The following is a 4,536-nucleotide window of genomic DNA, read 5'->3' on the forward strand; positions in this document are numbered from 1 at the left end:
CGGCCGGCAGCGGGGCCAGCCGCTCCGCGAGGGTCCGGGTGCCGCCGGCCGCGGTGGCGGACGTCTCGGCCCGGCGCCTGGCGGGTGTTTTGACCATGGCGCGCAGCAGCGGGGGCAGTACGTCGGCGTGTTCGCGCAGGGAGCCGTGGTCGAGGTCCATGGGCAGGAGCACCGCGCGGTCGGTGGCGGGGCCGGCGTCGAGCAGGCGCATGCCCAGGTCGGCGCCGAGCGGGACCATGCCGGTCCTGGCGTGGCGTTCGCGGTCGGCCTGGCCGAGTTCGCCGGTCATGCCCGCGTCGGGCAGCCAGGTGCCCCAGGCGAGGGAGGTGCCCGGCAGGCCCAGGTCGCGGCGGTGGTGGGCGAGGGCGTCCAGGAAGGCGTTGGCGGCGGAGTAGTTGGCCTGTCCTGCGCCGCCGAACGTGCCGGCCACGGAGGAGAAGACCACGAACCGTGCGAGGTCCAGGTCGCGGGTCAGTTCGTGCAGGTTGGTCACGGCGTCGGCCTTGGGCCGCATCGACCGGTCGATGCGTTCCGGTGTCATCGAGGAGATGACGCCGTCGGCCAGGACGCCCGCGGTGTGGATCACCGCGGTCAGCGGGTGGGCCGGGGGCAGTGCGGCGAGGAGGTCGGCGAGGGCGGCGCGGTCGCCGGTGTCGCAGGCGACGATGGCGACGTCGGCTCCCAGGGCGGTCAGTTCCTCGCGCAGTTCGGCGGCGCCGGGCGCGTCGGGTCCCTGCCGGCCGGCCAGCACGAGATGGCGCAGGCTGTGGTGGGTGACCAGGTGACGGGCGGTGATGCGGCCCAGTCCGCCGGTGCCGCCGGTGAGCAGGACCGTGCCGTCCGGGTCGGGGGCGGTCGGCAGGGTCAGGACGACCTTGCCGATGTGGCGTGCCTGGCTGAGGAAGCGGAACGCGTCGGGGGCCCGGCGGACGTCGAACGTGGTCATCGGCAGCGGCGGCAGCACCCCTTCCTCGAAGAGGGTGACCAGTTCGCGCAGCATCTCCCCGATGCGGTCGGGGCCGGCCTCGACGAGGTCGAAGGCCTGGTAGGCGACGCCCGGGTGGTCCTCGGCGACCTGGCGGGGGTCGCGGACGTCGGTCTTGCCCATCTCCAGGAAGTGTCCGCCGCGTGGCAGCAGCCGCAGTGAGGCGTCCACGAACTCGCGGGCCAGCGAGTCGAGTACGACGTCCACGCCGCGGCCCTCGGTGGTCTCCAGGAACAGTTTCTCGAAGCCGAGGTCGCGGGAGGAGGCGAGGTGGGCGTCGTCGAGGCCCGCGGCGCGCAGCGCGTCCCACTTGCCGGGGCTCGCGGTGCCGAACACCTCGGCGCCCAGGTGGCGGGCGAGCCGTACGGCGGCCGTGCCCACTCCCCCGGCGGCGGCGTGCACGAGGACGGACTGGCCGGGGCGCAGTCCGCCGAGGTCGACGAGGCCGTAGTACGCGGTCAGGTAGACGATGGGCGCGGTGGCGGCCTGTGCGAAGGTCCAGCCGCGCGGGATGCCGGCGACCATCCGTTCGTCGGCGACGGCGACGGGGCCGAAGGCTCCGGCGAACATGCCCATCACCCGGTCGCCGACGGCGAGTGAGGTGACGTCGGCGCCGGTCTCCGTCACCACGCCGGCGCCTTCCAGGCCGATCGCCGTGGCGTCGCCGGGATACATGCCCAGCGCGGTCAGGACGTCGCGGAAGTTGACGCCCGCGGCGCGCATCGAGATGCGGACCTCGCGCGGTGCGAGGGGCTCGGTCACCTCGGGGCACGCGGTGAGCCGCAGGCTCTCCAGGGTTCCCCGTTCCTCGACGGAAAGCCGCCAGGCGGCCGTGTCGGCGGGCTCGGCGAGCGCGCGCTGCACGGCGAGGGGGATGATCTTCGGTGTGGTCACCGCCCCTTCCCTGACCGCCAGTTCGAGGTGGCCGGAGGCGAGGGCGGCGGGCAGTGCGGCCGCCGAGGCGGGTGCGGTGTCGAGGTCGGCGAGGACGAAACGGCCGGGGTTCTCGGAGCGGGCCGAGCGGACCAGGCCCCAGGCGGTGGCGCGGGCGGGGTCGGCGGGCCGGGTTCCGACGCGCATGGCGTCGCGGGTGACGACCGCGAGCCGGGCGTGGGCGAAGCGGGGTTCGTCGAGCCATTGCTGCACGAGCCGCAGTGTGGTGTGCGCGGTGGCGCGTGCGGCGGCGGCCAGACCGCCGGTGTCGGTGTCGGTGTCGGGCAGGGCCAGCAGGACGGTCTCGGGGATCTGGAGGTCCGAGGCGGCGAGCGCGGTCAGGTCGGGGAAGGCCCGCACCTGTGCGCCGGCCTGTTCCAGCTCCGTGGCCAGCGGCCGGGCTTCGGGGCCGCCGACCAGGGTCCAGTCCGTGCCGGGCGTCCGGGCTCCGGTGGGCACCGGCGCCCAGTCCAGTTCGTACAGGCCTTCCTGGCGCGGTGCGCCGATGGTGGCGCCCGCGAGGTCTCCGGTGAGTTCGCGCAGGGTGAGTGAGCCGACGGTGGCGACCGGGCGTCCCGTGGTGTCGGCGAGGGCCAGGCCGATCGACTCCGGGCCGGTCTGCACCATGCGTACCCGCAGGGCGTCGGCGCCGGCGGCCTGAAGGCGGACGTCGTTCCAGGAGAACGGCAGCCGGCCCGCGTCCTTCATGGGCACGAACATCACGGCGTGCAGGGCGGCGTCGAGCAGTGCCGGGTGCAGGTCGAACGCGTCGGCGGACGGGTCGGCGTCCTCGGGCAGCGCGACCTCGGCGAACACCTCCTCGCCGCGTGTCCACACCGACTTCAGGCCCTGGAAGAGCGGCCCGTACAGGTGGCCCCGTTCGGCGAACCGCTCGTAGAAGCCGTCGAGGGGTACTTCGTCGGCGTCCCGCGGCGGCCATGCGGTGAAGTCGTAGGGGGTTTCGGGCGTTGTCGCGGCGTCGGCGGTGAGCAGGCCGGAGGCGTGCAGCGTCCACGGTGTCTCGGGGCCGGCGTCCTCGGTCCGGGAGTGCACGGTGAGGCTGCGGGCGCCGTTCGCGTCGGCGGCCTCGACGTGCAGTTGTACGTGCAGGGCGCCGCTGCCGGGGAGGGTGAGCGGGGTGAGGATGGTCAGTTCCTCCACCCGGTCGCAGCCGACGTGTTCGGCGGCGTGCAGGGCCAGGTCGAGGAAGCCGGTGGCCGGGAACAGGGCGGTGCTGGTGAGGGCGTGGTCCGCGAGCCAGGTCTGGCCGCGCAGTGACAGGCGTCCGGTGAAGAGGCGGGCGTCGCCTCCGGCCAGTTCGACCGCGGCGCCGAGCAGCGGGTGTGCGGCGGAGTCCAGGCCCGCCGAGCCGACGTCGCCGAGCAGGACGGGCGGTCCGGGCCAGAACCGCTGCCGCTGGAAGGCGTACGTCGGCAGGGCCGTGGTCCGTGCGCCGGTGCTGTCGAAGACGTGGGCCCACTCGATGTCGGCGCCCTTGGCGAACGCCTGGGCCAGGCCGAGGAGCAGTGCTTCGCGCTCGGGGCGGTCCTTGCGCAGGAGGGACGCGAAGAGCAGGTCCTCGTCGCCGGAGACACTGGTCTGGGCGAGGGCGGTGAGGGTGCCGTCCGGGCCGAGCTCCACGAACCGGCGTACGCCGCGCCCTTCGAGCCAGGCGATACCGTCGGCGAACCGTACGGCCTCCCGCACATGCCGCACCCAGTACTCGGCCGACTCCAACTCCCCGACGCCGGCGGCCTGTCCGGTCACGTTCGACACGACCGCCATCCGGGCCGGCGCGTACGCCACACTCTCGGCGACCGTACGGAACTCCGCCAGCATCGGCTCCATCAGCGGCGAGTGGAAAGCATGGGAGACGCGCAGGCGGGAGGTACGGCGACCCAGGGCGGCTGTCTCCTGCGCGACCGCCGACGCCGCGGTCTCGACACCGGAGACCACCACCGAACGCGGACCGTTGACGGCGGCGACCGACACCCCCGCCTCCCGGCCCTCCAGCAGCGCCAGGACCTCGGCTTCGGACGCCTCCAGCGCGAACATCGCACCACCAGAGGGCAGTTCCTGCATCAGACGACCCCGCGCCGACACCAGCCGGCAGGCATCCTCGAGGGAGAACACTCCCGCCACGTGTGCGGCGGCCAGCTCACCCACCGAGTGGCCCACCAGGAAGTCGGGGCTCATCCCCCACGACTCCACCAGCCGGAACAACGCCACCTCGATCGCGAACAGCGCGGGCTGCGCCCAGCCCGTCTCGTTCAGCAGATCCGCGTCCTCACCGAACACCACCTCCCGCAGACCCTCGTCGAGGTGCGCGCACACCGCGTCGAAAGCCTCCGCGAACACGGGATACGCCTCGTACAACTCCCGGCCCATACCCAGGCGTTGCGCGCCCTGGCCGGAGAAGAGGAAGGCGAGTTTGCCCTCGCCCCGGGCGGAGCCGGTCACGGTGGAGGGGTTCGGCTCGTCGTCGGCCAGTGAGCGCAGACCCTGGACGAGGGTGTCGTGGTCCTCGCCGAGGACGACCGCGCGGTGTTCGAAGACCGAGCGGTGCGCCGCCAGGGACAGGCCCACGTCGGCGGGGTCGGTCTCCGGCCGGCCGGAGA

Annotated in this window: 1 protein-coding gene; it reads right to left on the minus strand. The window is 73.9% G+C overall.

Translation table 11 applies throughout. From position 1 onward, the window contains the following. A partial coding sequence (locus ABZV34_RS37315) for an SDR family NAD(P)-dependent oxidoreductase (protein WP_356287082.1) occupies positions 1-4,536 on the minus strand: 4,536 nt, incomplete at both ends.

This window comes from Streptomyces sp. NPDC005195 (assembly GCF_040608315.1).
GTDB lineage: Bacteria > Actinomycetota > Actinomycetes > Streptomycetales > Streptomycetaceae > Streptomyces > Streptomyces kaempferi.